24 protein-coding genes are annotated in these 26,366 nt (G+C 68.9%); 15 read left to right on the top strand and 9 right to left on the bottom strand.

Annotated features, from left to right (window positions below; all coding sequences use genetic code 11):
* Positions 1-78: 78 nt before the first annotated feature.
* From AC1DYD_RS01260 to AC1DYD_RS01250, 3 genes are all read left to right on the top strand, one after another.
* On the top strand, positions 79-1,794 hold the full coding sequence (locus tag AC1DYD_RS01260; protein WP_478170920.1) for an acyl-CoA dehydrogenase family protein: 1,716 nt from the start codon (positions 79-81) through the stop codon (positions 1,792-1,794).
* Positions 1,795-1,867: 73 nt separating this feature from the next.
* Entirely contained in the window at positions 1,868-2,809 is a 942-nt protein-coding gene (locus AC1DYD_RS01255; protein ID WP_478171096.1) for a Bug family tripartite tricarboxylate transporter substrate binding protein, read from the top strand.
* A 16-nt stretch (positions 2,810-2,825) separates the two neighbouring features.
* A complete protein-coding gene (locus AC1DYD_RS01250) occupies positions 2,826-3,968 on the top strand; it encodes a CaiB/BaiF CoA transferase family protein (RefSeq protein WP_478170919.1) in 1,143 nt (380 codons plus the stop codon).
* A gap of 27 nt (positions 3,969-3,995) precedes the next feature.
* Here AC1DYD_RS01250 and AC1DYD_RS01245 read toward each other — a convergent pair whose 3' ends face one another.
* The 7 genes from AC1DYD_RS01245 to AC1DYD_RS01215 all read right to left on the bottom strand — a co-directional run bounded on the left by AC1DYD_RS01245 (position 3,996) and on the right by AC1DYD_RS01215 (position 11,246).
* Positions 3,996-4,460, bottom strand: a complete 465-nt coding sequence (locus AC1DYD_RS01245; RefSeq protein ID WP_478170918.1) for an EVE domain-containing protein — start codon at positions 4,458-4,460, stop codon at positions 3,996-3,998.
* Between the two features lie 23 nt (positions 4,461-4,483).
* Entirely contained in the window at positions 4,484-6,526 is a 2,043-nt protein-coding gene (gene htpG, locus AC1DYD_RS01240; RefSeq protein WP_478170917.1) for a molecular chaperone HtpG, read from the bottom strand.
* 288 nt (positions 6,527-6,814) lie between these two features.
* The gene (locus AC1DYD_RS01235; protein WP_478170916.1) at positions 6,815-7,849 is read right to left on the bottom strand and encodes an ABC transporter substrate-binding protein; all 1,035 of its coding nucleotides are present in this window, start codon (positions 7,847-7,849) and stop codon (positions 6,815-6,817) included.
* Positions 7,850-7,908: 59 nt separating this feature from the next.
* Positions 7,909-8,247, bottom strand: a complete 339-nt coding sequence (locus tag AC1DYD_RS01230) for a hypothetical protein (protein WP_478170915.1) — start codon at positions 8,245-8,247, stop codon at positions 7,909-7,911.
* Between the two features lie 113 nt (positions 8,248-8,360).
* On the bottom strand, positions 8,361-9,713 hold the full coding sequence (locus tag AC1DYD_RS01225; RefSeq protein WP_478170914.1) for a sensor histidine kinase: 1,353 nt from the start codon (positions 9,711-9,713) through the stop codon (positions 8,361-8,363).
* A complete protein-coding gene (locus AC1DYD_RS01220; protein WP_478170913.1) occupies positions 9,710-10,369 on the bottom strand; it encodes a response regulator in 660 nt (219 codons plus the stop codon). Before AC1DYD_RS01220 ends, AC1DYD_RS01225 begins: the two co-directional genes overlap by 4 nt.
* Before the next feature lie 109 nt (positions 10,370-10,478).
* On the bottom strand, positions 10,479-11,246 hold the full coding sequence (locus AC1DYD_RS01215) for a pseudouridine synthase (protein WP_478170912.1): 768 nt from the start codon (positions 11,244-11,246) through the stop codon (positions 10,479-10,481).
* Between the two features lie 171 nt (positions 11,247-11,417).
* On the opposite strand from AC1DYD_RS01215, the gene AC1DYD_RS01210 reads away from it, so the two are divergent.
* On the top strand, positions 11,418-11,630 hold the full coding sequence (locus AC1DYD_RS01210) for a hypothetical protein (RefSeq protein ID WP_478170911.1): 213 nt from the start codon (positions 11,418-11,420) through the stop codon (positions 11,628-11,630).
* Positions 11,631-11,758: 128 nt separating this feature from the next.
* Positions 11,759-12,721 carry a Bug family tripartite tricarboxylate transporter substrate binding protein gene (locus AC1DYD_RS01205; RefSeq protein ID WP_478170910.1) on the top strand — a complete coding sequence of 321 codons (963 nt, stop codon included), beginning with the start codon at positions 11,759-11,761 and terminating at the stop codon, positions 12,719-12,721.
* Between the two features lie 319 nt (positions 12,722-13,040).
* Here the strand turns inward: AC1DYD_RS01205 and AC1DYD_RS01200 are convergent, their stop codons facing one another.
* Positions 13,041-13,799 carry an SDR family NAD(P)-dependent oxidoreductase gene (locus tag AC1DYD_RS01200; protein ID WP_478170909.1) on the bottom strand — a complete coding sequence of 253 codons (759 nt, stop codon included), beginning with the start codon at positions 13,797-13,799 and terminating at the stop codon, positions 13,041-13,043.
* A 116-nt stretch (positions 13,800-13,915) separates the two neighbouring features.
* On the opposite strand from AC1DYD_RS01200, the gene AC1DYD_RS01195 reads away from it, so the two are divergent.
* Positions 13,916-14,536, top strand: a complete 621-nt coding sequence (locus AC1DYD_RS01195) for an SOS response-associated peptidase family protein (RefSeq protein WP_478170908.1) — start codon at positions 13,916-13,918, stop codon at positions 14,534-14,536.
* Here the strand turns inward: AC1DYD_RS01195 and AC1DYD_RS01190 are convergent.
* On the bottom strand, positions 14,533-15,267 hold the full coding sequence (locus AC1DYD_RS01190; RefSeq protein ID WP_478170907.1) for a Crp/Fnr family transcriptional regulator: 735 nt from the start codon (positions 15,265-15,267) through the stop codon (positions 14,533-14,535). The two genes, AC1DYD_RS01195 and AC1DYD_RS01190, sit on opposite strands and share 4 nt — an antisense overlap.
* Before the next feature lie 84 nt (positions 15,268-15,351).
* Between AC1DYD_RS01190 and AC1DYD_RS01185 the strand changes: the two genes are divergently transcribed.
* The 9 genes from AC1DYD_RS01185 to AC1DYD_RS01145 all read left to right on the top strand — a co-directional run bounded on the left by AC1DYD_RS01185 (position 15,352) and on the right by AC1DYD_RS01145 (position 26,351).
* Positions 15,352-17,295: an AMP-dependent synthetase/ligase gene (locus AC1DYD_RS01185; RefSeq protein ID WP_478170906.1), complete on the top strand. Its 1,944-nt coding sequence runs from the start codon at positions 15,352-15,354 to the stop codon at positions 17,293-17,295.
* On the top strand, positions 17,292-18,077 hold the full coding sequence (locus AC1DYD_RS01180) for an ABC transporter ATP-binding protein (protein WP_478170905.1): 786 nt from the start codon (positions 17,292-17,294) through the stop codon (positions 18,075-18,077). The genes AC1DYD_RS01185 and AC1DYD_RS01180 overlap by 4 nt, the downstream gene beginning before the upstream one ends.
* Before the next feature lies 1 nt (position 18,078).
* Positions 18,079-19,008, top strand: a complete 930-nt coding sequence (locus AC1DYD_RS01175; protein WP_478170904.1) for a branched-chain amino acid ABC transporter permease — start codon at positions 18,079-18,081, stop codon at positions 19,006-19,008.
* Between the two features lie 87 nt (positions 19,009-19,095).
* On the top strand, positions 19,096-20,160 hold the full coding sequence (locus AC1DYD_RS01170; protein WP_478170903.1) for a branched-chain amino acid ABC transporter permease: 1,065 nt from the start codon (positions 19,096-19,098) through the stop codon (positions 20,158-20,160).
* A 40-nt stretch (positions 20,161-20,200) separates the two neighbouring features.
* Positions 20,201-21,529 (top strand): ABC transporter substrate-binding protein, encoded by a 1,329-nt coding sequence (locus AC1DYD_RS01165; RefSeq protein ID WP_478170902.1) that lies wholly within the window; start codon positions 20,201-20,203, stop codon positions 21,527-21,529.
* 13 nt (positions 21,530-21,542) lie between these two features.
* Positions 21,543-22,355 carry an ABC transporter ATP-binding protein gene (locus AC1DYD_RS01160; protein ID WP_478170901.1) on the top strand — a complete coding sequence of 271 codons (813 nt, stop codon included), beginning with the start codon at positions 21,543-21,545 and terminating at the stop codon, positions 22,353-22,355.
* Complete coding sequence (locus AC1DYD_RS01155) at positions 22,352-23,599, top strand: phenylacetate--CoA ligase family protein (RefSeq protein WP_478170900.1); 1,248 nt, start codon at positions 22,352-22,354, stop codon at positions 23,597-23,599. The genes AC1DYD_RS01160 and AC1DYD_RS01155 overlap by 4 nt, the downstream gene beginning before the upstream one ends.
* 36 nt (positions 23,600-23,635) lie before the next feature.
* On the top strand, positions 23,636-24,931 hold the full coding sequence (locus AC1DYD_RS01150; RefSeq protein ID WP_478170899.1) for an acetyl-CoA hydrolase/transferase family protein: 1,296 nt from the start codon (positions 23,636-23,638) through the stop codon (positions 24,929-24,931).
* Positions 24,932-25,016: 85 nt separating this feature from the next.
* The gene (locus AC1DYD_RS01145; protein WP_478170898.1) at positions 25,017-26,351 is read left to right on the top strand and encodes a cytosine deaminase; all 1,335 of its coding nucleotides are present in this window, start codon (positions 25,017-25,019) and stop codon (positions 26,349-26,351) included.
* The last annotated feature ends 15 nt before the right edge of the window (positions 26,352-26,366 follow it).

Genomic DNA, 26,366 nt, shown 5'->3' with positions numbered 1-26,366 from the left:
CAAATCAATCAAGACATATCTGATATTGGACAAGCATCGTCGAGCGCGGAAAGATGCGACCGACAAAGGAGACGAGACATGTCCAGCACCCCCGCTACCCGCGTTGATTCCCCCGTCCACCCGGTGCCCGACCGCCACGGGCAGAACCTGTTCACCACCGACGCCGAGCTGCAGCAGATGCTCGCGCTCTACCTGCCGCCCGCGGTGCTGCAGCACATGCGCCCGCACTTCGAGCGGCTGGGCGCCCTGGCCGGCGGCCGGCTCGACGAGCTGGCGCAGACCGCAGACAAGAACCCACCGACGCTGTCGCTGCGCACCCGCACCGGCATCGACCAGCAGAAGGTGATCAAGCACCCGGCCTACGTCGAGATGGAACGCCTCGCGCTCAGCGAGTTCGGCCTGGCCGCGATGTCGCACCGCGACGAGACGCTGGGCTGGAAGGGCAAGATGCCGCCCCTGGTCAAGTACGTGCTGACCTACCTCTTCGTGCAGGCCGAGTTCGGCCTGTGCTGCCCGGTCTCGATGACCGACTCGCTGGCCCGCACGCTGAAGAAGTTCGGCAGCCCCGAACTGGTGAAGCGCTTCCTGCCACGCTTCCAGTCGCTGGATTTCGACACCCTGGCCCAGGGCGCGATGTTCATGACCGAGCAGGCGGCGGGTTCCGACATCGCCGCGACCCTCACCCTGGCCCGCAAGGACGAGGCCGGCCAATGGCGGCTCGAAGGCGACAAGTGGTTCTGCTCCAATCCCGACGCCGACTTCGCGATGGTGCTGGCGCGCGCCGACGACGCGCCGGCCGGCATGAAGGGCGTCTCGCTGTTCCTGCTGCCGAAGCAGCTCGAGGACGGCAGCGCCAACCACTACCGCATCCTGCGCCTCAAGGACAAGCTCGGCACCCGCTCGATGGCCAGCGGCGAGATCCGGCTCGAAGGCGCGGTGGCCTACCTGGTGGGCGAGGAAGGCCGAGGCTTCCAGCAGATGGCCGACATGGTCAACAACTCGCGCTTGTCGAACGGCGTGCGCGCCGCCGGCCTGATGCGCCGCGCGGTCGCGGAGGCCGAATACATCGCCAGCGAGCGCCGCGCCTTCGGCCGCCGGCTGGTCGACATGCCGCTGATGCAGCGGCAGCTGCAGAAGCTCAGGCTGCCGGCCGAGCAGGCCCGCAGCATGGTGTTCCAGACCGCACTGGCGCTGGCGCGCTCCGACGGCGGCGAAGAAGGCGCCTACGCGCTGCTGCGCATCCTGACGCCGCTCATCAAGTTCCGCGCCTGCCGCGACGCCCGCAAGGTCACCGGCGATGCGATGGAAGTGCGCGGCGGCTGCGGCTACATCGAGGAATGGAGCGACCCGCGGCTGGTGCGCGACGCCCACCTGGGCTCGATCTGGGAAGGCACCAGCAACATCGTCGCCCTCGACGTCATCCGCGCCATCAGGCGCGAGGGATCGCTGCCGGCCCTGCAGGCGCACTTCGGCGCGCTGCTGGACGACACCGCGGTGGCGCCGGCCTTCGCGCAGGCGCTGCGCGATGCGCTGGCGCGCGCGGCGGCACTGGCCGCGACCGCGGCGCACGAGGGCGGCGACGTCCTCGCGCGCCAGGCGGCCTCGGCCCTCTATCACACCTGCAGCGCGATCGCGATGGCCTGGGAAGGCGCGCGCAGCGGGTCCGCGCAGCGCGTCCAGTGGGCGCAGGGCGTGCTGCTGCACCGCGTGCTGCCGCGCGATCCGCTGGCGCCGGATGCCGTGCCGGCGTCATGGCACAGCACGGCGATCGAAAAACACGTCGCCACCGCCTGACCCCCACAACAACGATCCAGGAGACAACGTGAAACTGCTCAAGACCCTCATCCTCGCCGCCGGCGTCACGGCCCTGCCGGTGCTGCCACTGCTGACGACGGCCCATGCCCAGGCTTTCCCGACCAAGCCGATCTCGCTGATCATCCCGTTCCCGCCGGGCGGGCCCACCGACGCCATGGCGCGCACCCTGGCGGCCGAGATCAAGGGCAACCTGGGCCAGCCCGTGATCGTCGAGAACCGGGCCGGTGCCGGCGGCAACATCGGCGCCGACTTCGTGGCCCGCGCGCCGGCCGACGGCCACACGCTGCTGTTCGGGACCTCGGGGCCGCTGGCCATCAATTCGAGCCTCTATCGCAAGATCAGCTACGACCCGACCACGAGCTTCGCGCCGGTGATCCAGGTCGGGCACCTGCCCAACATCCTGGTGGTGAACCCCGCGGTGCCCGCGAAGGACGTGCGCGAGCTGATCGCCTATGCCAAGGCCAACCCGGGCAAGCTGAGCTACGCCTCGTCGGGCAACGGCGCCTCGTCGCACCTGGCGGGCGTGCTGTTCAACGGCATCGCCGGCACCGACCTGCAGCACGTTCCCTACAAGGGCACCGGCCCGGCGCTCAACGACCTGCTGGGCGGCCAGGTATCGATGAGCTTCACCGACGTGCTCACCGCGCTGCCCTACGTCAAGGCCGGCAAGCTGCGGGCGCTCGGCATCGCCACCGCACAGCGCTCGCAGGCCCTGCCCGATCTGCCGACGCTGGCCGAACAGGGCGTGACGGGCTACGACGTCAGCGTCTTCTTCGGCATCGTGGCGCCGGCCGGCACCCCGCCGGACACCATCGCGAAGCTCAACAAGGCCTTCGCCGACGCCTTGGCGACGCCGAAGGTGAAGCAGCTGTTCGCCTCGCAAGGCCTGGAGCCGGCCGCGGACGGCTCGCCGCAGCAGCTCGGACGCTTCATCGCGTCGGAGACCGCCAAGTGGAAGGACGTGGTCAAGAAGTCCGGCGCGCAGCTCGACTGATCCCGAGGAGCGACACATGACCTCCATCGTCAACACCGGCGCACTGGCCGGCATCCGCGTGCTCGATATCTCGCGCATTCTCGGCGGCCCCTATTGCGGCCAGATCCTCGGCGACCACGGCGCCGACGTGCTCAAGGTCGAGCCGCCGCAGGGCGACGACACGCGCACCTGGGGCCCGCCCTTCAAGGACGGGGTCGCTTCGTACTACCACGGCCTGAACCGCAACAAGCGCACCATGGCGCTCGATCTCGGCAGCGACGAAGGACGCGAGGCGCTGCTGGCATTGGTGGCCGAGGCCGACGTGCTGATCGAGAACTTCAAGACCGGCACGATGGAGCGCTGGGGCCTCGGCTACGACGCGCTGTCGACGCGCTTCCCGCGGCTGATCTGGTGCCGCGTGTCGGGCTTCGGCGCCGACGGGCCGCTCGGCGCCCTGCCGGGCTACGACGCCGCGGTACAGGCCATGACCGGCATCATGAGCATCAACGGCGAGTCCGACGGCGGACCGCTGCGCGTCGGGCTGCCGGTGGTCGACATGGTGACCGGGCTCAACGCCGTGATCGGCGTGCTGCTCGCGCTGCAGGAGCGCAACCGCAGCGGGCTCGGCCAGTTCGTCGAGGCGGCGCTGTACGACAGCGGCCTGTCGCTGCTGCATCCGCATGCGGCCAACTGGTTCCTCGATGGCCGGGCGCCGCGCCGCACCGGCAACGCGCACCCGAACATCTATCCGTACGATGCGCTCAAGACCGGCACCGACCCGATCTTCCTGGCGGTCGGCAACGACCGCCAGTTCGCGAGCTTCTGCCGCACGATCGGGCTGCCCGAGCTCAGCGACGACCCGCTCTACCGCGACGCCGGTTCGCGCTCGGTGAACCGCGATGGCCTGAAGCAGCGGCTCGAGGCCCAGCTGGCGGCCTTCGACGGTCGCCAGCTGGTCGACCAACTGATGGCCGCGGGCGTGCCGGCCGCACCGGTGCTGGCGGTCGACGCCGCGCTCGAACATCCGCACACGAAGCACCGCCAGATGGTGGTCGAGATGGAAGGCGGCTGGCGCGGCATCGGCGCGCCGGTGAAGCTGAGCCGGACGCCGGCCAGCTACCGGCATGCGCCGCTGACGCCGGGCACGTGCTTCGAGCCCGACGCCGAACCGCCGCACTGACGTTTCCTTGAAGTCGGCCGGCCTGCTTCAGGCCAGCAGCTGCTCGGTGATGAGCCGCCAGTGCGGCGCCTCGACCGGCGTGATCGACAGCCGGTTGCCCTTGCGCAGCACCAGCATGTCGGCCAGCGCCGGCGTGGCGCGCAGTTCCGGCAGCGACAGCAGCCGTGTCTTGCGCAGCGCCTGCACGTCCAGCAGCAGCCAGCGCGGCTGCTCGGGCCTGGACGCCGCGTCGAAGTAGGGCGAGGCAGGGTCGAACTGCGTCGGGTCCGGCCGCGTGCCCGAGGCCACGCGCGCGATGCCGACGATGCCGGGCTCGGGGCAGCTGGAGTGATAGAACAGCACGCCGTCGCCGACCTCCATCGCATCGCGCATGAAGTTGCGCGCCTGGTAGCTGCGCACGCCAGTCCAGGGCACGGTTGCCTTCGGGGCGGCCAGTGCATCGTCGATCGAGCACTCGTCGGGCTCGGACTTCATCAACCAGTAGCTCGGCATGGCAGCGTCGCGCGGCGCGCGCCTCAGACCAGCAGGGCGTTGACCCGGCGCACGTAGGCGGCGGGGTCGGCCGGCAGGCCGCCTTCGGCCAGCAGCGCCTGATCGAACAGGATGTTGGCCAGATCGTCGAAGTGCGCCGACCCCTCCAGCTTCCTGACCAGCGGATGCTCGGCGTTGACCTCGAGCACCGGTTTCAGGTCGGGGGCGGGCTGGCCGGCCTGCTTGAGCATGCGCGCGAGCTGGGTGCTCATGCCGCCGTCCTGCACCACCAGGCAGGCCGGCGAATCGACCAGGCGGGTGGTCACGCGCACGTCCTCGGCCTTGTCCTTGAGGGCCTCCTTGAGCCGCTCGAGCAAGGGCTTGAAAGACTCGGCCGCTTCTTCGGCCGCCTTCTTCTCGGCCTCGTCCTGCAGCTTGCCCAGGTCGACCGCGCCCTTGGCCACGCTCTGCAGCGGCGTGCCGTCGAACTCCGTCAGGTAGTTCAGCGCCCACTCGTCGACGCGGTCGGTCATCAGCAGCACCTCGATGCCCTTCTTCTTGAAGATCTCGAGCTGCGGGCTGTTCCTGGCGCCGGCCAGCGTGTCGGCCGTGATGTAGTAGATCGCGTCCTGGCCGTCCTTCATGCGCGACTTGTAGTCGGCGAAGCTCACGCTGACCGTGTCGCTGGTGCTCGACGCGAAGCGCAGCAGCTTCGCGATGCGCTCGCGGTTGCCGAAGTCCTCGCCCAGGCCTTCCTTGAGCACCGAGCCGAACTCGGCATAGAAGCTGGCGTACTTGCCCGATTCGTCGGCGTACTCGGCCGCGGCTTCGGCGGCGGGCATGCTGTCGGCAGCCTTCTTGTCGACCACGTCGGTGATGCCTTCGGTCGGCTCGGGTGCCGGCACGGACTCACCGGAGCCGACGTCGATCTTGCCTTCGACGCTGTCGACGGCGGTCTTCTGCTTCTTCGCCAGGTCCTCCAGCATGCCGAGCACGCGCTTGGTGCTGCCTTCGCGGATCGCCTTGACGTCGCGGCTTTCCTGCAGCAGCTCGCGGCTGACGTTGAGCGGCAGGTCGGCCGAGTCGATCACGCCCTTGACGAAGCGCAGGTAGCTCGGCAGCAGCGCCTCGGCGTCGTCCATGATGAAGACGCGCTTGACGTAGAGCTTGACGCCGGCACCCTTGTCCCGGTTCCACAGGTCCATCGGCGCCTTGGCCGGAATGTAGAGCAGCTGCGTGTATTCGGTGTTGCCCTCGACCCGGTTGTGGCTCCAGGCCAGCGGCGCCTCGAAGTCGTGGCTGATGTTCTTGTAGAAATCGACGTACTGCTCGTCGCTGATGTCCTTCTTCGGCCGGCTCCAGAGCGCGTTGGCCTTGTTGACCGGCTCCCACTCGCCGGTCTTGGCCATCGCGCCGCCCTTGTTGTCCTCGCCCTCCTTCCACTCTTCCTTCTCCATCAGGATCGGCAGCGAGATGTGGTCGGAGTACTTGCCGATGATCGACTTGAGCTTCCAGGCGTTGAGGTATTCCCCGGCGTCTTCGCGCAGGTGCAGGGTGACGCTGGTGCCGCGCTCGGGGCGGGTGATGGTGTCGACCTCGAAGTCGCCGGCGCCGCTGCTGACCCAGCGCACGCCCTCCTCGGCCGGCAGGCCGGCGCGGCGCGATTCGACGGTGATCCTGTCGGCCACGATGAAGCCCGAATAGAAGCCGACGCCGAACTGGCCGATCAGCTGCGCGTCGGCCTTCTGGTCGCCCGAGAGCCGGCTCATGAACTCCCTGGTGCCGCTCTTGGCGATGGTGCCGAGGTGGTCGATGGCTTCCTGCTGGCTCATGCCGATGCCGCTGTCGGTGATGGTCAGGGTCTTGGCTTCGGCGTCGAAGGCGACGCGCACCTCGAGCTGGGGCTGGTCCTCGAACAGCGCCGGCTGGTCGATGGCTTCGAAGCGAAGCTTGTCGCAGGCATCCGAGGCGTTCGAGATCAGCTCGCGCAGGAAGATTTCCTTGTTCGAGTAGAGCGAATGCGTCACCAGGTGCAGCAGTTGGGCGACTTCGGCCTGGAACGGGAGTTTGGTCTTGGAAAGGGTCATGGCGCAGTGGCAATCAAAATGAAAACGGCTCGCCTTCGGCGAACCGGCAACTTTACAAGAGCTGGGGCAGCTTGACCGATTCGCAAGGGCGAGTCGGTTTCAAAGGCTTACAAGGCCTCAGGCCGGCGCCGGGCCGCCCCAAGGCGGCCTGCGGCCCCCTCGGGGGGCAGCGACCCACACGCAGTGGGGGAGCGTGGGGGCTCAGCAGGCCGGCGCCGGGCCGCCCCAAGGCGTCCTGCGGCCCCCTCGGGGGGCAGCGACCCACACGCAGTGGGGGAGCGTGGGGGCTCAGCGCGGCTGCGACTCCACTTCGCGCGTCCAGCGGTCGATCAGCCGCTTGCGCTCGGCCGCCTGGCCGTACTTCTCGAAGTCGTACTTGATCAGCTTGACGCCGTCCATCGACGGGATCCGCGGGTCGGGCTTGAAGGTCCGGTTGGCCGGCGACTGGAGGCTCCCCGCCTGGGCGCCGATCGCCTGCCCGGCCGGGCTCATGAGCCAGTCGTAGTAGCGCTGCGCGTTGGCCCGGTTGCGGGCCCCCTTCACCAGCGCGATGCCGCCGATCTCGTAGCCGGTGCCCTCGCACGGCGCCACCGCCTTGACCGGGTACTTGTCATGGCGCCACTTGTCGAAGCCGAAGATGAAACTGATGCCGACCGCCACCTCGCCCTTGGCCACGTTGGGCGCCTGGGCCTGGCCGCTGCGGGTGTAGGTGTTGGTGTTGCGGTGCAGCTTCTTCAGATAGTCGAAGGCGGCGTCCTCGCCCATCAGCTGCACCAGGCCGGCGACGATGGTGTAGCCGGTGCCGCTGGTGGCCGGGTGCGACATCTCGACCTCGCCCTTGTACTCGGGCTTGACCAGGTCGGCCCAGCAGCGCGGCTCGGGCAGGTGTTTCTTCTTCAGCACCTCGGTGTTGAAGCCGAAGCCCATGGCGCTGGTGTAGAAGCCGCCGACCCGGTTGCCCGACATCGCGTACTGCCGCACCGACCAGTCGTACAGGTCGTTGATGTAGGCCGGGCGGTAGGGTTCGAGCAGGCCCTCCTCGGCCGCCTGCAGGAACGGATCCCCGGTGCCGCCCCACCAGATGTCGGTCTTCGGATTGGCGGCCTCGGCCCGCAACTGGGCGCCGATCTCGCCGGTGCCCTTGTGCGCCTGCAGCACCCGGATGCCGGTGGCGCGGCTGAACTCGGCCGCCGCGGCCTCGCACCAGCCGGCGTCGGTGCTGCAGAGCGCGTTGACCGTCCCCTGCGCGCCGGCGCCGGTCGCCGCCAGCAGCCCCAGGAGTGCACTGAGGAAGGCGGTGTATCTGGAACGGAAGTGGCGCATGGCGGATCCCGGGTTTCGCGAAGGAAACCGCAGGATAGCGCCTGGCGCCGCCCCCCCGATCAGCGCGGCGTGCCCGAAGTGATGCCGGCCATGCCGGTCGACTGGCCGATCGACTCGGTGTTCGAGGGATGCGCGGCCTCGATCGCGCCCTTGCGGACTTCCGCCCGCGTGAGCTGCGAATTGACCATGGGCGCCGCGGTCGACTCGCCGATGGACTCCGTGCCGGTCGGTCGCGCCGCGGCCCTGGCGCCGGCACTCACCTCGGGATTCGGCGCCGTGTTGTTCGTCTGCATCGGACGATAGTCGACCCCGTCCGACTGCGCGCTGGCGGTCATCGAGGCGAGGGCACCCAGGGTGGCGATGGCGCCGAAGGCGAGGATCTTGACGGAAGCATGCATGAGGGATCTCCTGGAGTTGCACGGGGCCGTCCCGCAGCACGCGAAGGGCGGCGCGGGCGGCCTGTTGCCACTCTAGGCAGGCCGACTGAGCGGGGAGTGAGCAAAGAATGAGCTCAGGATGAGCCCGGCAGGACCACGCGGGCCCGCAGACCCCTGCCGTCCGTCCGGTTCGCGAGCGCGATGCGCATGCCGTTGCGCAACGCCGCCGCCTGCGCGATGGCGAGGCCCAGTCCGCTGCCTCCGGGCGGCGCGCCCGCGGCCCGGAAGAAGCGGTCGAAGACGCGCTCGAGCTGGTCGGCCGGAATGCCCGGGCCGTCGTCGAGCACATCGACCACCGGCTGGCCGTCGACCCTGTGCAGCCAGACGTCGACCACCCCGCCTTCCGGTGCATAGCGCACGGCGTTGTCGATGAGGTTGTCGAACACGCTGCGCAGCTCGGCCGGCGGCGCGGAGACCAGCGCGACGATCCGGCCCTCGAAGCCGACGTCGATGCGGCGCTGGTCGGCCAGCACCATCAGCTGGCTCACGCTGTCGCGCAGCAGCATGGCGACATCGACCGATCCGCGCGAGGCCGCCGCGGGCGCATCCTGGCGCGACAGCCGCAGCAACTGCTCGATGAGATGCTGCGCGCGCTTCACCCCGCTCTCGAGCTGGGCGAAGCGCTCGCCGGCGTCGCCGGCCGGTACGTGGGCGCGCAGGTTCTCGATCTGGAGCCCGATGGCGGCCATGGGCGTGCGCAACTCGTGTGCCGCATCCTGCATGAAGCGGCGCTGCGTCGAGAGGGCCTTGCGCAGCCTGCCGAGCAGGCTGTTGTAGGCGCTCACCAGCGGCGCGATCTCCTCCGGCACGCGGGCGACGGCGACTTCGGCGATGTCGCCCTCCTCCTGCGCGGCCACGTCCCGCGCCACGGCACGCAGCGAGCGCGAGGCCGCCGAGACGATCAACAGCAGCATCAGCAGCGAGACGGGCAGCATCAGCAGGACCGGCAGGCTCTCGAACAGGGCCCGTCGAACGATGCGATTGCGGCGGAAGCCGTCGTTCTGCACCACCTGCACGCGCGGCGCATCCGCCTGCGATCCGCCTTCCAAGGTATAGACGCGCCATGCGTCCTCGCTCCCGAGGCCCAGGCGCACGTCGCTGAAACCTGGCTCGGCCTGCAGCGGCAGGACCAGCCCGGGCCAGGAGGAAGCGAGCAGCGCGCGGCCGTCCGCGCTCCAGACCTGGACGACGAAGCTGCCGCGGCGAAGCGCGTCGTCGCGGGTGGTGGCATCCAGGGTCGGCGGCCGGTGATGGGTCGCGTGCGATTCGGCCACGAGGCGCATCTGGTCGTCCATGAAGTTGTTGACCAGCCGGCCGTAGGCCACGTACGAGAACCAGACCGTGGCCGCGATCGCCACCAGGTGCAGCGCAACCAGCCACAGCAGCAGCCGTCCGCGCAGCGACCGGAGCGGGAAGGGCGCCTTCACGCCGGCACGACCCGCCAGCCGAGCCCGCGCACGTTGCGTATCGCATCGGCGCCGAGCTTGCGCCGCATGCCGTGGATCAGGACGTCGATGGCGTTGCTGGTGACCTCCTCGCCCCAGCCGTAGATGCGGTCCTCGAGCTGCTCGCGCGACAGGATCGCGCCGGGCCGCTCGAGCAGCGCGTGCAGCAGGGCGAACTCGCGCGCGGTCAGGACTTCGCGCACGCCCTTCACGATCACGTCGCGGGTCGTCAGGTCGAGCTGGAGCGCGGCGGTGCCGATCACCGAATGGGCGGCGCCGTCTCGCCGCCGCACCACGGCGCGCATGCGCGCCAGCAGCTCGCGCAGTTCGAAGGGCTTGAGCAGGTAGTCGTCGGCGCCGAGGTCGAGGGTGTGGATGCGGTCGTCGAGCCCGTCGCGCGCCGTGAGCACCAGGACCGGCGTGGCATCGCCGCGCTTGCGCGCGCGCCGCAGGACTTCGGTGCCATCTTCGCCGGGGAGGCCGAGATCGAGCAGCACGCAGGTGTAGCCGCCGTCGGCCAGGGCGCTGTGCGCCAGCACGCCGTCGCGCACCCAGTCGACCGACCATCCGGCGTTGTCGAGCGCGTGCATGAGGCCGCGGCCGATCATTTCGTCGTCTTCCACGAGCAAGGCGCGCACAGGGTCTCTCCTCGGCGTTCGACACGCCATTCCGGGCGAGGCTACGCCTGAATTCTTAGGCGCGCATGAGCATGCGGCACAAGGACGCCGGGGCGGAGTTCGCCTTCGCCTAGAAGCGCTCGTGCGGCCCCAGGTAGCGCCACTGCCCGACCGGCAGGTTGCCCAGCACCACCTGGCCGATGCGGATGCGCTTCAGGCCCACCACCTTGAGCCCGACCTGCTCGCACATGCGGCGGATCTGGCGCTTCTTGCCTTCGGTCAGCACGAAGCGCAGCTGCTCGGGGTTCTGCCAGTCGACCTTGGCCGGCTTCAGCGGCTGGCCGTCGAGGCTCAGGCCATGGCGCAGCCGGGCCAGTTCCTCGCGCGGGAAGGCGGCCTGCGAGTTCTGCGCCACCGGTCCGTAGGAGACCCGCACCAGGTATTCCTTCTCGATGCCGGAGTCCTCGCCGATCAACCGGCGCGCCACGCGGCCGTCCTGCGTCAGCACCAGCAGGCCGACCGAATCGATGTCGAGCCGGCCCGCCGGCGCGAGGCCGCGCAGCTGCGGCGGCGAGAAGCGGTTGCGGCTCGGGTCCTCGCGCCAGTGGGTGCGCGGGTTGATCAGCACCACCGCCGGCTCGTGGCCGTCCTCGGCCTGGCCGCTGACATAGCCCATCGGCTTGTGCAGCAGGATCGTGACCTGCTGCTGCTGCTGGTTCTGCGCCTTCTTGTCGACCTCGATGCGGTCGGAGGGCAGCACCTTGACGCCCATCTCGGCCACCTGGCCATTGACCTTGACCCAGCCCTGCGCGATCCAGTCGTCGGCCTCGCGGCGCGAGCACAGGCCCAGCTCGGCCATGCGCTTGTTGAGGCGGGAGGGTGCGGGGGTTTCGGACATCGCGGGTGGGATCGTGGGGCTCGGCGATGCATTGTCCGCGATCCGGGATCGTGCGTTTTTCACGCCCGCCGCTGCTGTTGCAACTCGGAGCGCCGCAGCGTGATTTCGTTGCTGTGCGCGCAGGCATCGTCTGCGTACAACCGGTGCCATGGACTGACCAAGGAGCCGCCCATGGACACCGATGCCATCGCACTGATCGTCGACGAACCGATCGCCGGCCATTTCTACTGGGTGCTGCAGAAGCAGGACGGCTGCGACTGCCGCCCCATCGATGCCGCCGAGGGGCCGATGCCGACCTACGGCGCGGCCATGATGGCCGGCATCGCGGCGCTGCAGCGGCGCGCCGACGCGCGGGACGATTCCGGGCCGCCGACGATCCACTGACGCAGCCCCGCGGGCTCGCGATCCGCGACCTCGCCCCTCTCGAATGGCGAGCACTGCAGCGCGCTCGTTCAGGCACACTCGGCGCCAGTGCGCCGCACCCTCGCGGCGCCCGAACGACGAGACATCCCATGATCCGAAAGCTGCTCACCATCGCCGCCCTGGCGCTGGCAATCACCGCCGCGCAGGCCCAGCCCTATCCCGCCAAGCCGATCCGCATGATCGTGCCCTTCCCGCCCGGCGGCGGCACCGACATCCTGTCGCGGCTGGTCGCCAACAAGCTGACCGAGGCCAGCAAGTGGACCGTGGTGCCCGACAACCGCGCCGGCGCCGGCGGCACCATCGGCATCGCCGAAGCGGTGCGCGCTGCGCCCACCGGCTACGACATGGTGATGGGCCAGAAGGACAACATGGTCGTCGCGCCCTGGCTCTACAAGAACCTCAGCTACGACCCGACCAAGGACCTGGTGGCGGTGGCGCATGTCGCCTACACGCCGGTGGTGATCGTCACCCGCAGCGACTCGAAGTTCAAGACCCTGGCCGACGTCGTCAATGCCGCCCGCGCGGCGCCCGATTCGATCACCTACGGCTCGCCCGGCAACGGCACCACGATCCACCTGGCCGGCGAGATCTTCAAGACCGCCGCCAACATCAAGATGCGCCATGTGCCCTACAAGGGCTCGAACGCCGCGATGATGGACGTGCTGGCCGGCAACGTCGACCTCATGGTGTCGTCGCTGCCCTCGGCCATGAGCCAGATCCAGGGCGGCAAGCTGCGCCCGCTGGCCGTGACCTCGGCCCGCCGCAGCAGCTCGCTGCCGGATGTGCCCACGGTCGCCGAACTGGGCTACAAGGGCTTCGACGTCAGCACCTGGTATGGCCTCTTCATGCCCGCCGGGACGCCAAAGGAGATCGTCACGACCGTGAACGCCGAGGTCAACAGGCTGCTGGCGACACCCGAAATGAAGGCCGCGATCATCGCCCAGGGCGCAGAGCCGCAGGCCATGACGCCGCAGGAACTCGAAACCCTGCTGAAGACCGACTACCTGAAGTGGAAGGGCATCGTGCAAGCCTCGGGCGCAACCATTGAGTAACCCCCCAGGTCGGGCTCACTGCGTGTAGCCCTCCCACCCCCTGCCAGGGGCAACACCTGCGGCCCGGCGAAGCCGGTTCCGCGGTGGGACTGTTGCTCGCCCCCAGGTTGGGCTCACTTCGTGTAGCCCGCCCACCCCCTGCCGGGGGCAACACCAGCGGCCCGGCGAAGCCGGTTCCGCGGTGGGACTGTTGCTCGCCCCCAGGTTGGGCTCACTTCGTGTAGCCCGCCCACCCCCTGCCGGGGGCAACACCAGCGGCCCGGCGGAGCCGGTTCCGCGGTGTTTCACCAACGGGCCAGGCTGCGCCGGCCGGGTGGGGTCAGTCTCGGATATCGGCCACCGGATTGCTGCCGAAATCGGGGCGTTCCAGGTACTTGAGGATCTTGGCGGCGGCCGAGGCCGGACTGTCGAGCAGGCCGTCGGCCTTGAGCTTCTCGAAGCGCACGCGGTCCGGGAACATGTCGGCTTCGCTGGCGCGCAAGGCCACCTGCATGTCGGTGTCGATGACGCCGGGCGCCAGCGACACGATGCGCGCGCCACCGGCCACGGTTTTCTCCTCGAGCGCCACGGCGCGCGAGAAATGGTCCATGCCGGCCTTGGCGGCGCAGTAGGGGGCCTGGCTGCCCATCGCGTTGCGGCCCAGGCCGGAGGAGATGTTGAGCACCTTGCGCTCGGCGCGCCAGCCCTTGGTGGCACCGAGAAAGGCGGACGTCAGCAGCATCGGCGCTTCGAGTCCGACGCGCAGCGCCTGCGCCAGCTCGCTCGCCACCGCCTCCGACAAGGGGCGCGGGCGGCCGACCGTGCCGGCGTTGTTGATCAGGGTGGCGCTGTCGAAGGCGCCGGCGTCGAGGCCCTGCAGCCAGGCCGCCAGCCGCGCCGCGGCCGGCACCGGGTCGGACAGGTCCAGCTGCCACTGCGCCAGCTCGGCGCCGGTCTCGCGGGCACGGGCGGCGAGTTGCGCGTCGCCGTGGCGGGAAATGCAGAGCAGCCGCTGGCCCGGTTGCAGCAGTTGCTCGGCCATGGCGCGGCCCAGGCCACGGGAGGCGCCGGTGATGATGGCGAGACGGGATGATTTCATGGTGTTTTGTGGCAATTTCGTGAGCAAAGGCGCGTCGGCAGCCATTGCGCGCCGGCCGACTCTTCCAATGGTATCGGCGCCTGACTAGAATCGGCCGGCTTCCACACCCTCAGGCCATGCCCACCCACTACCAAGCCGCGAGCGAGCCAGGTGACTTCGCCCAGCGCTTCGGTCTGGCCTGCAATCCCGAGGCATCGATCGTGCGGCCGGGCCAGCAGGGCCTGTTCGTGCGACGCCCTCGTGCCGACGGCGCGGCCCAGGAGGCGCTGGGCCGGTTCCAGATCGCCCCCGGGCGCTGGGGCCTGATCCCGCTGTTCAGCAAGGACGGCCAGGATCGCAACACCCATGAGGCGTGCGGCGAGACCGCCTTCGCCGAACGCAACTTCTACCAACCGTGGAAGCGCGGCCATCGCTGCGTGATCCTTGCCGATGCGCTGTTCCAGGCCGGAGGCGGCGACGGCGAGACCGTGCGCGTGTCGCGAACCGACGGCCAGCCGCTCGCGCTGGCTGGGCTCTGGAACGGCTGGCGCTCGCCCGCCGGCGAGTGCGTGGAGAGCTTTGCGCTGCTGACCTTCGGTGCGCCTGGCAACCCGGAGCAGCGCCGCAGCGCGATCCTGCGCGACGCCTGGATCGACGACTGGCTCCACTGTCCGGTGGAGGAAACCGCGGCCTACCTGCGGCCTTATGCCGACGACAAGCTGGTGCGGCAGGTCCTGCCGGTCGGCATCGCGGTCTAGGGTCTGGCCACCGACACGCCCGCGCGCAGCGCCGCCAGGTCGATCACGCGCAGTCCGCCGTACTCGACCCGGATGGCGCCCCGCGCCTGCAAGGTGCGCAGGGCCTCGTTGACCCGCTGGCGCGAAAGCCCGACCAGGTAGGCCAGTTCCTGCTGCGTGATGCGCAGCAGTTCGCCCACGCCCGGGAACAGCACCGGGTTGAACAGCGCCGCGAGGTTGCGCGCCACGCGCACGTCGGGGTCGTTGAGGCGGTCGGTCTCGCGCGCGGCGATGAACTGGGCCAGGCGCTCGTTGAGCTGGTTCATCACGAAGCGGTTGAAGCCGATCGAGTGGTCGAGCAGCCAGTGGAAGTCGTCCGTCGGCAATCCGCCCACCACGCTGTGCCGCAGTGCCTGGACGTTGTAGCGGTAGGGCTCGCGCTTGAGCACGGTGCCCTCGCCGAACCAGCCCCCCGGCGGCAGGCCGCTGTAGGTCATCGAGGTGCCGTCGGCGTTGTCATTGCTCATCTTGAGCAACCCTGCAATGACGCCGAACCAGTAGGTCGGTGGCCGGCCGATGCGGCAGACCAGGTCGCCCGGCTCGGCCTCGCCGACCACCACCGCCGCTTCGGCGCGCCGCCGCTCGGGGAGCGTGAGCGCCTCCATCCATGGGATGCTGGCGAGTTCGTCGCCGCTGGCCGGCCGCACGCGGTCGCGGATCGATGAAGTGCCGCTGTCAGTGCCGACGCGCATCGGGAAACTCCGGGGAGTAGTGTCCCTAGGATTGTCGTTGAAACGACAAGTTGGCGTCAAAGTTGGTCCTACAGTCCGCCCATCGTGCAGACCACAGACCCTACCTTCCCCCGCCTGTTGCTGGCCCATGCGCAGCAGCAGCCCGATGCCCCCGCGGTGCGCGAGAAGGATCTCGGCATCTGGCAGAGCTGGCGCTGGGCGGACGTCGCGCGCGAGGTGCGCGAGTTCGCCTGCGGACTGGCGAGCCTGGGCTTCAAGGCCGGCGACAACCTGGCGATCGTCGGCGCCAACCGGCCGCACCTCTACATGGCGGTGATCGCGGCGCAAAGCCTGCGCGGCGTGCCGGTGCCGCTCTACCAGGACGCGGTGGCCGGCGAGATGGTCTTCATGCTCGAGGACGCCGCCGTCGAGTTCGTGATCGCCGAGGACCAGGAGCAGGTCGACAAGCTGCTCGAATGCCGAGAGACCCGACCGGCCATCCGCCACATCATCTACGACGACCCGCGCGGGCTTCGCCACTACGACCAGCCCGGGCTGCTGAGCTACGAGAAGCTGTGCGAACTCGGCCGCGCCTGGGACGCCGCGCATCCCGATTTCTTCGCGCAGAGCGTGGCGGCCGGCGAGGCCTCCGACGTTGCCGTGATCCTCTACACCTCGGGCACCACCGGGCGCCCCAAGGGCGTCTGCCAGACCCATGCGAGCTTCATCGCGGCGGGCCGCGGCGGCGTCGAGACCGACCGGCTCGGCCCCGGCGACAACATCATGAGCTACCTGCCGATGGCCTGGGTCGGCGACCACCTGTTCTCGGTCGCCCAGTGGCTGGTCGGCGGCTTCACGCTCAACTGCCCGGAGTCGGCCGAGACCGTGATGAACGACATGCGCGAGATCGGGCCCAGCTACTACTTCGGCCCGCCGCGCACCTTCGAGGGCCTGCTGACGGCGGTGTCGATCCGCATGGAGGACGCGGCCGCACCCAAGCGCTGGCTGTACGCAAAGTTCATGACGCTGGCGCGGCGCGTGGGCGCCGACATCCTCAACGGCGCGCCGGTCGGCGCCATGGACCGGCTGGTGTACGCGCTCGGCGACCTGATGGTCTACGGGCCGCTGCGCAATGTGCTCGGCATGAGCCGCATCCGGGTGGCCTATACCGCGGGCGCGGCGATCGGACCCGACCTGTTCCGCTTCTACCGCTCGATCGGCGTCAACCTGAAGCAGTTCTACGGCCAGACCGAAACCTGCGCCTATGTCTGCCTGCAGCGCGACGGCAAGGTCAAGCTGCAGACCGTGGGCAGCGCGGCGCCCGGCATCGAGCTGCGGATCGCGGACGACGGCGAAGTGCTGGTGCGCGGCGTGTCGGTGCTGCAGGGCTACTACAAGCGGCCCGACGCCACCGCCGAGGTGCTCGATGCCGACGGCTACTTCCACACCGGCGACGCCGGCGTGCTGGATGCCGAAGGCCACCTGCGCATCATCGACCGCGCCAAGGACGTCGGCCGCATGCACGGCGGCGCGATGTTCGCACCCAACTACATCGAGAACAAGCTCAAGTTCTTTCCGCAGATCAAGGAAGCCGTCTGCTTCGGCGATGCGCGCGACGAGGTCTGCGCCTTCGTCAACATCGACTACGAGGCGGTCGGCAACTGGGCCGAGCGGCGCGGCCTGGCCTACGGCGGCTATGTCGACCTGGCGGGCAAGCCCGAGGTGCTCACGCTGGTGGCCGAGTGCATCGCCAAGGTCAACGCCGACCTGGCGACCGAGGACGGCATGGGCGACACCCAGATCGCGCGTTTCCTGGTGCTGCACAAGGAACTGGACCCCGACGACGACGAGCTGACGCGCACGCGCAAGGTGCGGCGCGGCTTCATCGCGGGCAAGTACGCGGTGCTGATCGATGCGCTGTACGGCGGCAGGACCGAGCAGTACATCGAGACGCAGGTCAAGTTCGAGGATGGCCGCACCGGCTTGGTCAGTGCGACGCTGAAGATCGTCGATGCCAAGCGCTTTCCACCGATGAAGGCAGCGGCATGAGCGGTAGAAAAATCGGCGACGTCATCCTCGACGTGCAGAACATTTCCTTGAGCTTCGGCGGCGTCAAGGCGCTGACCGACATCAGCTTCGACGTCCGCGAGCACGAGGTGCGCGCGATCATCGGGCCCAACGGCGCGGGCAAGAGCTCGATGCTCAACTGCATCAACGGCGTCTACCAGCCGCAGCAAGGCGAGATCACTTTCCGCGGCCGGCACTTCAAGCACATGAACTCGCGCCAGGTGGCCGAGATGGGCGTGGCGCGCACCTTCCAGAACCTGGCGCTGTTCAAGGGCATGAGCGTGCTCGACAACATCATGACCGGGCGCAACCTCAAGATGAAGAGCGGCCTGCTGGCCCAGGCGCTGCGCTGGGGCCCCGCCGAGCGCGAGGAGATCGCGCAGCGCGAGTTCGTCGAGCGCATCATCGACTTCCTCGAGATCCAGCTGCACCGCAAGACGCCCGTGGGCCGCCTGCCCTACGGCCTGCAGAAGCGGGTCGACCTCGGCCGGGCGCTGGCGATGGAGCCGCAGGTGCTGCTGCTCGACGAGCCGATGGCCGGCATGAACGTGGAGGAGAAGCAGGACATGAGCCGCTTCATCCTCGACGTCAACGACGAGTTCGGCACCACGATCGTGCTGATCGAGCACGACATGGGCGTGGTCATGGACATCTCGGACCGCGTGGTGGTGCTCGACTACGGCAAGAAGATCGGCGACGGCACGCCGCACGAGGTTCGCAACAACGAGGACGTGATCCGGGCATACCTGGGCGTGGAGCACTGACATGGGATTTTTCCTCGAAACACTCTTCGGCGGCCTGATGGTGGGCATGTTGTATTCGCTGATCGCGATCGGCTTCGTGCTGATCTACAAGGCCTCGGGCGTCTTCAACTTCGCGCAGGGCGCCATGGTGCTGTTCGCGGCACTCGCGATGGCGCGCTTCGCCGAGTGGCTGCCGCGCTGGCTCGGTTTCGAGAGCCTGGTGCTGGCCAACCTGCTGGCCTTCGTCGCCGCAATGGCGGTGATGATCGCGGTGGCCTGGCTGATCGAGCGGCTGGTGCTCTCCAGACTGGTCAACCAGGAAGGCATCACGCTGCTGATGGCGACGCTGGGCATCGCCTACTTCCTCGACGGCCTGGGCCAGACGCTGTTCGGCAACGACATCTACAAGATCGACGTCGGCATGCCCAAGGAGCCGATGATGGTGCTCGAGAACCTGTTCCAGGGCGGCCTGCTGCTGAGCCGCGAGGACCTGATCGCGGCGCTGGTGGCCGCCGCGCTGGTGGTGGTGCTGGCGCTGTTCTTCCAGAAGACCTCCACCGGACGCGCCCTGCGCGCAGTGGCCGACGACCACCAGGCCGCGCAGTCGATCGGCATTCCGCTGAACCGCATCTGGGTCATCGTCTGGTCGGTGGCGGGCTTCGCGGCGCTGGTCGCCGGCATCATCTGGGGCTCCAAGCTCGGCGTCCAGTTCTCGCTCTCGCTGGTGGCGCTGAAGGCGCTGCCGGTGGTGATCCTCGGCGGCCTGACCTCGATCCCGGGCGCGATCATCGGCGGCTTGCTGATCGGCGTCGGCGAGAAGCTGTCGGAGATCTACCTCGGCCCGATGCTCGGCGGCGGGATCGAGATCTGGTTCGCCTACGTGCTGGCACTGGTCTTCCTGCTGGTCCGGCCGCAAGGCCTGTTCGGCGAAAAAATCATCGATCGGGTTTGAACATGCACCCCCACGCTCTTCACTTCGTGAATCGCTGCCCCCCCAGGGAGCGCTCAGTGCCCTTCGGGCGGCCGGGCGGGCACTGACATGTTCTACAGAGAAAACGGCCAGTTCAAATCGAGCTACCGCGCCGACCAGCAGATCTTCCCGATCCTGCAGGACCGCGTGCTGATGCTCGTGCTGCTTGTCTTCGCCTTCGCGGTGGTGCCCCTGACCGCGCCCGAGTACTGGTTCCGCGCGATCCTGATCCCCTTCCTGATCCTGTCGCTGGCGGCGCTGGGCCTCAACATCCTGGTCGGCTATTGCGGCCAGATCTCGCTCGGCACCGGTGCCTTCATGGCGGTCGGCGCCTATGCGGCCTACAACTTCCACGTCCGCATCGAGGGCATGCCGCTGCTGCTGTCGCTGCTGCTGGGCGGGCTGTGCTCGACCGCGGTCGGCGTGCTCTTCGGCATCCCGAGCCTGCGCATCAAGGGCCTGTATCTCGCGGTGGCCACCCTGGCGGCGCAGTTCTTCGTCGACTGGGCCTTCCTGCGCATCAACTGGTTCACCAACAACTCGTCCTCGGGCTCGGTCAGCGTGTCGAGCCTGTCCCTGTTCGGACTGCCGATCGAGACCGCGGTGCAGAAGTACCTGCTGTGCCTGAGCCTGCTGGCCGTGTTCGCGCTGATGGCGAAGAACCTGGTGCGCAGTTCCATCGGCCGCGAATGGATGGCGATGCGCGACATGGACGTGGCGGCCGCGGTGATCGGCATCCGCCCGGTGTATGCCAAGCTGACCGCCTTCGCGGTGAGTTCCTTCATCGTCGGCGTGGCCGGCGCGCTGTGGGGCTTCGTGCACCTGGGCACCTGGGAGCCGGCGGCCTTCAACATCGACCGCTCGTTCCAGCTCCTCTTCATGGTGATCATCGGCGGCCTCGGCTCGATCATGGGCAGCTTCTTCGGCGCCGCCTTCATCGTGCTGCTGCCGATCCTGCTCAACCAGCTGCCGGGCTGGTTCGGAATCTCGATCTCGACCGCCTTCGCCTCACACCTCGAATTCATGATCTTCGGCGCCCTGATCGTGTTCTTTCTGATCGTCGAGCCGCACGGCCTGGCGCGCCTGTGGTCGACCGCCAAGGAGAAGCTGCGCCTCTGGCCCTTCCCGCATTGATCCCTCGACATTCGTTCGCAACAACCCCTAGGAGACAGGCATGAAACTCAAATCGCTCGCTGCGACCGCCGCCCTCGCGGCCGCCACCTTCGGCGCGCTGCTCGCGCCCTCGCTCGTGCAGGCGCAGGCCAAGGAACAGTTCTTCCCCCTGCTGGTCTACCGCACCGGCCCCTATGCGCCGAACGGCACGCCCTGGGCCAACGGCAAGCAGGACTACATCAAGTACATCAACGCCACCGGCGGCATCAACGGCGTGAAGATCGCCTACGAGGAATGCGAGACCGGCTACGCCACCGACAAGGGCGTCGAATGCTACGAGCGCCTCAAGGACAAGGGCGCGACCCTGATCGACCCGCAGGCGACCGGCATCACCTTCGCGCTGACCGACAAGGCGCCGGTCGACAAGATCCCGCTGATCACGCTCGGCTACGGCCTGTCGGCCTCGCAGGACGGCAACACGTTCAAGTGGAACTTCCCGCTGATGGGCAGCTACTGGACCGCGGCCGACATCCTGATCCAGCACATCGCCAAGAAAGAAGGCGGCGCCGACAAGCTCAAGGGCAAGAAGATCACGCTGGTCTACCACGACTCGCCGTTCGGCAAGGAGCCGATCCCGCTGCTGCAGGAACGCGCGAAGATGAATGGCTTCGAGCTGTTGCTGATCCCGGTCGCGGCGCCCGGCATCGAGCAGAAGTCGGCCTGGCTGCAGGTGCGCCAGTCGCGGCCCGACTACGTGCTGCTGTGGGGCTGGGGCGTGATGAACTCCACCGCGCTCAAGGAAGCCGTCGCCACCGGCTACCCGCGCGAGAAGATGTACGGCGTCTGGTGGGCCGGCGCCGAACCCGACGTGAAGGACGTGGGCGCGAACGCCAAGGGCTACAACGCGCTGGCGCTCAACAGCGCGGGCACGCAACCGAAGGTGATGCAGGAGATCCTCAAGAACGTGCATGACAAGGGCCAGGGCACGGGCCCGAAGGACGAGGTCGGCTCGGTGCTCTACACGCGCGGCGTGATCATCCAGATGCTCGGCATCGAGGCGGTCAAGCGGGCGCAGGAGCGCTTCGGCAAGGGCAAGGTCATGAGCGGCGAGCAGGTGCGATGGGGCCTCGAGAACCTCGCGCTCGACCAGAAGAAGCTCGACGCGCTGGGCTTCACGGGCGTGATGCGGCCGATCAGCACCTCCTGCCAGGACCACATGGGCTCGACCTGGGCCCGCATCGAAACCTGGGACGGCAGCAAGTGGAACATCGCGCCCGACTGGTACGAGGCCGACGAGCAGATCATCAAGCCGATGGTCAAGGCGGCGGGCGAGAAGTACGCAGGCGAGAAGAAGTTGAACCGGCGCGACGCCGCCGACTGCAGCGCCTGACGTTGGCCGCCCCATGAGCGAACGCAAGATCCTGCTCGACGTCAAGGGCATCGAGGTCATCTACAACCACGTGATCCTGGTGCTCAAGGGCGTTTCCCTGACCGTGCCCGAAGGCGGCATCGTGGCGCTGCTGGGCGGCAACGGCGCGGGCAAGACGACCACCCTGCGCGCCGTGTCGAACCTGCTGGCCGGCGAGCGCGGCGCGGTGACCAAGGGCACGATCGAGCTGCGCGGCGAACGCATCGAAGCGCTGTCGCCGGCCGAGCTGGTGCAGCGCGGCCTGATCCAGGTGATGGAAGGCCGCCACTGCTTCGCCCATCTGTCGATCGAGGACAACCTGATGACCGGCGCCTACACGCGGGTGGACGGCAAGGCCGCGGTCGCGCAGACGCTCGAGAAGGTCTACGCCTATTTCCCGCGGCTGAAGACGCGGCGCGCCTCGCAGGCGGCCTACACCTCGGGCGGCGAGCAGCAGATGTGCGCCATCGGCCGCGCGCTGATGGCCAACCCCAACATGGTGCTGCTCGACGAGCCCTCGATGGGGCTGGCGCCGCAGATCGTCGACGAGGTGTTCGGCATCGTGAAGGACCTCAACGAGAAGGAAGGCGTGACCTTCCTGCTCGCCGAGCAGAACACCAACATGGCGCTGCGCTATGCCGACTACGGCTACATCCTCGAGAACGGCCGCATCGTCATGGACGGCGAGGCGAAGAGCCTGCGCGAGAACGAAGACGTCAAGGAGTTCTACCTCGGCGTCGGCGGTGCGGACCGCAAGAGCTTCCGCGACGTGAAGAGCTACAAGCGCAGAAAGCGGTGGTTGGCATGACGGATTTCTACGATGCGCTCGAAGTGCGCGACCCGGCCGAGCGCGAGCGCGACCTGCTGGCGGCGCTGCCGAAACAGATCCTGCAGGCGCAGTCCGCGACCGCGGCCTTCGCGAAGATCCTCGACGGCGTGAAGCCGGCCGAGGTGGCGAGCCGCGATGCGCTGGCGAAGCTGCCGGTGACGCGCAAGTCCGAGCTGCTCGCGCTGCAGAAGGAGCGCCGCGCGAGCGACCCCTTCGGCGGCTTCTCGGCGATCCGCTTCGGCTCGCGCATGCCGCGCGTGTTCGCGAGCCCCGGCACCCTCTACGAGCCCGAGGGCGAGGCAGCGGACTATTGGCGAACCGCGCGTGCGCTGTACGCGGCGGGCTTTCGCCGCGGCGAGCTGGTGCACAACTGCTTCAGCTACCACATGACGCCGGCCGGCTCGATCATGGAAAGCGGCGCCCGCGCGCTCGGCTGCACCGTGTTCGCGGGCGGCACCGGGCAGACCGAGCAGCAGGTGGAGGCGATCGCCGAACTGCGGCCGGCGGGCTACGTCGGCACGCCCAGCTTCCTGAAAATCCTGATCGAGAAGGCGGCCGAGAAGAAGATCGCACTCGGCACCCTGGACAAGGCGCTGGTGTCGGGCGAGGCCTTTCCGCCCAGCCTGCGCGACTGGATCGCCGAGCGCGGTGTGACCGGCATCCAGTGCTACGCGACCGCCGACCTGGGCCTGGTCGCCTACGAGACCAACGCCCGCGAGGGCCTGGTCCTCGATGAAGGCGTGATCGTCGAGATCGTGCGGCCCGGCACCGGGGACCCGGTGCCCGTAGGCGAAGTCGGCGAAGTCGTCGTCACCACCCTGAACCCCGACTATCCGCTGGTCCGTTTCGGCACCGGCGACCTGTCGGCGCTGCTGCCCGGACACTGTCCGACCGGCCGCAGCAACGCGCGCATCCGGGGCTGGCTCGGCCGTGCCGACCAGACCACCAAGGTGCGCGGCATGTTCGTCCACCCCGGCCAGGTGGCCGAGATCGTGCGCCGCTTTCCCGAAGTGCAGCGCGCGCGGCTGGTGGTCGAGGGCGAGATGGCCAACGACCGCATGACGCTGAGGCTCGAGTGCCCGGCGCCGCCGGAAGGCCTGGCCGAACGCATCGCCGAAGCGATCCGCGACGTCACGAAGCTGCGCGGCGCGGTCGAATGGGCAGCGCCCGGCAGCCTTCCGAACGACGGCAAGGTGATCGAAGATGCACGCAGCTACCGATAAGAGCGAAGATGTCGGCCGCGAACAGGAAGCTTCGACATGACACTCCTTGACCAATACCAGCAAAAGCGCATGCCGGCCGCGGAGGCGGTGCGCCAGGTGCACGACGGTGACCTGATCATCGTTCCCACGGGCGTCGGCGAGCCGCCCACGCTGCTCACCGCCCTGTCCGAGCAGCGGCTGGACTTCCGCGACGTCAAAGTGGCGCAGATCCTGGCGATGCGCAAGTACGCCTACATCGACCGGGAGACCTCGCAGCACGTGCGCCACGTGGCCCTCTTCTTCGGCGGCGCGACCCGCGCCGGCGGGCAGGAAGGGTGGATCGACTTCATCCCGAACTATTTCTCGGAGATCCCGGCGCAGATCGAGCGCGGGCAGATCCCCGCCGACGTGGTGTTCAGCATGGCCTCGCCGATGGATGCCCACGGCTACTTCGCGCTCAGCCTCGGGGCCGACTACACGATGGCGGCCGTGGCCCGGGCCCGCGCGGTGGTGCTCGAGGTCAACCCCAACGTTCCGTTCGCCAACGGCAACTGCCATGTCCACATCTCGCAGGTCGCAGCCCTGGTGGAAAGCAGCGACCCGGTGCTCGAGGTCGGGCTGCCGAAGATCGGGCCGGTGCAGCAGGCCATCGGCAAGCATGTCGCCGACCTGATCGAGAACGGATCGACTTTGCAGATCGGCTACGGTGGCATCCCCGACGCGGTGGTCATGCAGCTCACCCACAAGCACGACCTCGGCATCCACACCGAGATGCTGGGCGACGGCATCCTGACCCTGATCGAGGCCGGCGTGGTCACCAACCGGCGCAAGAACTACCTGCCGGGCAAGACGGTGGCGACCTTCGCGCTGGGATCGAGCAAGCTGTACCGCTTCATGGACCGCAACCCGTCGGTGGAGATCCATCCGGTCGACTTCACCAACGCCCCGGCGCTGGCGGGGCTCAACGACAACCTGGTCGCCATCAACGCCACGCTGCAGATCGACCTGCTCGGGCAATGCGGCTCGGAAAGCCTGGGCCACGCGCCCTTTTCCGGCACCGGCGGGCAGTCCGACTTCGTGCGTGCCGCCAACCGCTCGCGCGGCGGCAAGGCCTTCATCGTGCTGCCCTCGACCGCCAAGGGCGACACGCTGTCGCGCATCGTCCCTTCGCTGTCGCCCGGCACGCATGTGAGCACGAGCAAGAACGACATCAACTACGTGGTGACGGAATACGGCGTCGCCCAGCTGCGCGGCAAGTCGGCCAAGCAGCGGGCGCAGGAACTGATCGCCATCGCCCACCCGGACTTCCGCGCCGAGCTGACCGAGCAGGCGAGGCACGCGAAGCTGATTTGACACTGCGCGGCAATGCGCGGCGGCACGGTTCGTGCGAGCGACAGGCGGCCAGCGTCATGGTGACGAGCGCCCTTCTTCTCCTGCGATGACCCACTCCTTCTTCCAGCCCCCCGTCGGCGACCGCTTCGCCCTGCGCAACCTGCGCGGGCCCCGCTGCCTGGTGCAGCCCGAAGCGCCCGACCGCGCCGGCGACGCGCTTTGTGCCATCGACCTGCTGGTCGACCGCGGCCGCATCGCCGCCATCGAAGCCGCGGGCACGCTGCCGGCCGAACTCGGCCCCGACCTCGACGCGTCGATGGTGCTGCCGGGCATGGTCGACTGCCACACGCACCTCGACAAGGGCCACATCTGGCCGCGCCAGGCCAATCCGACCGGCGACGGCGCGGGCGCCTCGGCCGCGACGATGCGCGACCGCCAGGCGCACTGGAACGCCGAGGACGTGCGCCGGCGCATGGAGTTCGGGCTCGCCACCGCCTACGCCAAGGGCGTGGTCGCGATCAGCACCCACCTCGACTCGCTGGCGCCGCAGGCCTCGATCTCGTTCCCGGTGCTGCGCGAGGTGCGCGAGCGCTGGGCCGGGCGGGTCGACCTGCAGGTGTCCTCGATCGCGCCGCTCGACGTCTTCCTGACCGACGAAGGCCGCCAATTGGCCGATATCGTGGCCGACAGCGGCGGCAAGCTGGGCTGCGTGACACGCTCCGCGGCCCATCCGAGCGAGCCGATGCCGCCGGACCTCGACGAGGCCCTGGTGCGCGTGTTCACCCTGGCCACCGAGCGCGGGCTCGACCTCGACCTGCATGTGGACGAGTCGACCGACCCGCGCTCGCGCGCGCTGATCCGCGTCGCGCGCACGGCGCAGGCCCAGGATTTCAAGGGCCGCATCCTGTGCGGCCACGTCACCTCGCTGGCCCTGCAGACCGACGAATTCATCGAGGAGACGATTGCCGCCTGCCGCGATGCCGGCATCGACATCGTGAGCCTGCCGACCGTCAACATGTACCTGCAGGACCGCAGCGCCGGGGCGCGCACGCCGCGCTGGCGCGGCGTGACCGTGCTGCACGAGATGAAGGCGCGCGGCCTGCGGGTGGCGGTGGCGGGCGACAACTGCCGCGACCCCTTCTATGCCTACGGCGACCACGACATGCTCGACACCTTCACCCAGGCCGTGAAGATCCTGCACCTGGACCATCCGCTGGGCGACTGGATCCGCGCCGCGACCGAAACGCCGGCGGCCATCCTGGGCATCGACCGCGGCGTGCTGAAGACCGGCGCGCCCGCCGACCTGCTGGTGCTCAAGGCCCGCAGCTATTCGGAGATGCTGTCGCGCACCCAGTTCGACCGCACCGTGCTGCGCGCCGGCCGCGCGATCGACACCACCCTGCCCGACTACCGACTGCTCGACGACCTCATGGTCGGCTGAGGCCCCCGGCGCAAG

This window comes from Variovorax sp. P4_B11, from assembly GCF_056402355.1.
This window is presented reverse-complemented; position numbering and strand designations above follow the sequence as displayed.

Bases quoted from the DNA above. Each gene is read 5' to 3' on its own strand.
- AC1DYD_RS01200 (WP_478170909.1), bottom strand. From the start codon at position 13,799: ATGAAATCATCCCGTCTCGCCATCATCACCGGCGCCTCCCGTGGCCTG.
- AC1DYD_RS01160 (WP_478170901.1), top strand. From the start codon at position 21,543: ATGAGCGAACGCAAGATCCTGCTCGACGTCAAGGGCATCGAGGTCATC.
- AC1DYD_RS01175 (WP_478170904.1), top strand. From the start codon at position 18,079: ATGGGATTTTTCCTCGAAACACTCTTCGGCGGCCTGATGGTGGGCATG.
- AC1DYD_RS01245 (WP_478170918.1), bottom strand. From the start codon at position 4,460: ATGCCGAGCTACTGGTTGATGAAGTCCGAGCCCGACGAGTGCTCGATC.
- AC1DYD_RS01145 (WP_478170898.1), top strand. From the start codon at position 25,017: ATGACCCACTCCTTCTTCCAGCCCCCCGTCGGCGACCGCTTCGCCCTG.
- AC1DYD_RS01230 (WP_478170915.1), bottom strand. From the start codon at position 8,247: ATGCATGCTTCCGTCAAGATCCTCGCCTTCGGCGCCATCGCCACCCTG.
- AC1DYD_RS01235 (WP_478170916.1), bottom strand. From the start codon at position 7,849: ATGCGCCACTTCCGTTCCAGATACACCGCCTTCCTCAGTGCACTCCTG.
- AC1DYD_RS01210 (WP_478170911.1), top strand. From the start codon at position 11,418: ATGGACACCGATGCCATCGCACTGATCGTCGACGAACCGATCGCCGGC.
- AC1DYD_RS01195 (WP_478170908.1), top strand. From the start codon at position 13,916: ATGCCCACCCACTACCAAGCCGCGAGCGAGCCAGGTGACTTCGCCCAG.
- AC1DYD_RS01155 (WP_478170900.1), top strand. From the start codon at position 22,352: ATGACGGATTTCTACGATGCGCTCGAAGTGCGCGACCCGGCCGAGCGC.
- AC1DYD_RS01165 (WP_478170902.1), top strand. From the start codon at position 20,201: ATGAAACTCAAATCGCTCGCTGCGACCGCCGCCCTCGCGGCCGCCACC.
- AC1DYD_RS01260 (WP_478170920.1), top strand. From the start codon at position 79: ATGTCCAGCACCCCCGCTACCCGCGTTGATTCCCCCGTCCACCCGGTG.
- AC1DYD_RS01250 (WP_478170919.1), top strand. From the start codon at position 2,826: ATGACCTCCATCGTCAACACCGGCGCACTGGCCGGCATCCGCGTGCTC.
- htpG (WP_478170917.1), bottom strand. From the start codon at position 6,526: ATGACCCTTTCCAAGACCAAACTCCCGTTCCAGGCCGAAGTCGCCCAA.
- AC1DYD_RS01190 (WP_478170907.1), bottom strand. From the start codon at position 15,267: ATGCGCGTCGGCACTGACAGCGGCACTTCATCGATCCGCGACCGCGTG.
- AC1DYD_RS01215 (WP_478170912.1), bottom strand. From the start codon at position 11,246: ATGTCCGAAACCCCCGCACCCTCCCGCCTCAACAAGCGCATGGCCGAG.
- AC1DYD_RS01170 (WP_478170903.1), top strand. From the start codon at position 19,096: ATGTTCTACAGAGAAAACGGCCAGTTCAAATCGAGCTACCGCGCCGAC.
- AC1DYD_RS01150 (WP_478170899.1), top strand. From the start codon at position 23,636: ATGACACTCCTTGACCAATACCAGCAAAAGCGCATGCCGGCCGCGGAG.
- AC1DYD_RS01180 (WP_478170905.1), top strand. From the start codon at position 17,292: ATGAGCGGTAGAAAAATCGGCGACGTCATCCTCGACGTGCAGAACATT.
- AC1DYD_RS01205 (WP_478170910.1), top strand. From the start codon at position 11,759: ATGATCCGAAAGCTGCTCACCATCGCCGCCCTGGCGCTGGCAATCACC.